The sequence below is a fragment of the Mesorhizobium sp. M1E.F.Ca.ET.041.01.1.1 genome (assembly GCF_003997355.1).
GTDB lineage: Bacteria > Pseudomonadota > Alphaproteobacteria > Rhizobiales > Rhizobiaceae > Mesorhizobium.
This window is the reverse complement of record NZ_RZSL01001232.1, coordinates 1-523: the sequence shown is the minus strand read 5'-3', so window position 1 is coordinate 523 and position 523 is coordinate 1. Positions and strand designations below refer to the sequence as shown.

The window sequence follows — 523 nt, the reverse complement described above, 5'->3', positions numbered from 1 at the left end:
ACAGCATGTTCACCATCTCCGCATCTCCCGGAGATCCAATCCGCGAGAGAAACGGCCAGGTCTGGTTCGCGGTTCCGTATCCGTGTGGTCGGCAGGGCCGGGCCGAGGGGGCGGCTGGCCTGCATAACCCTTGTCTGCTCCGCTATGCGATCACTAAGGTGACACCTGAATCGGGGGAACCGTCTTGGCGAACTTCACTCTCTTCATCGGCAACAAGTGCTTTTCGTCCTGGTCTCTCAGGCCATGGGTGGCGATGAAGCATCTGGAGATCCCCTTCGAGGAAAGCTTCGTGCGCCTGCGCACGCCGGAGACCGCCGCCAACCTTGCCAAGGTCTCGCCGACCGGACTTGTTCCAGTCCTGAATCACAATGGCAGGATCGTCTGGGAAACCCTTGCGATCCTTGAATATCTGGCCGACCTCTACCCCGAGAAAAAGCTCTGGCCCGAAGACCTCGGCGCCGGTGCCTTCGCCCGCTCGGTAGCGACCGAGATGCATTCGGGTTTCCGCGAGGTGCGCTATGGC

1 protein-coding gene is annotated in these 523 nt (G+C 61.0%); it reads left to right on the top strand.

Annotated features, from left to right (window positions below):
• Positions 1-184: 184 nt before the first annotated feature.
• The coding region (locus EOA38_RS38540) for a glutathione S-transferase N-terminal domain-containing protein (RefSeq protein ID WP_145966369.1) at positions 185-523 on the top strand (339 nt) is incomplete at its 3' end.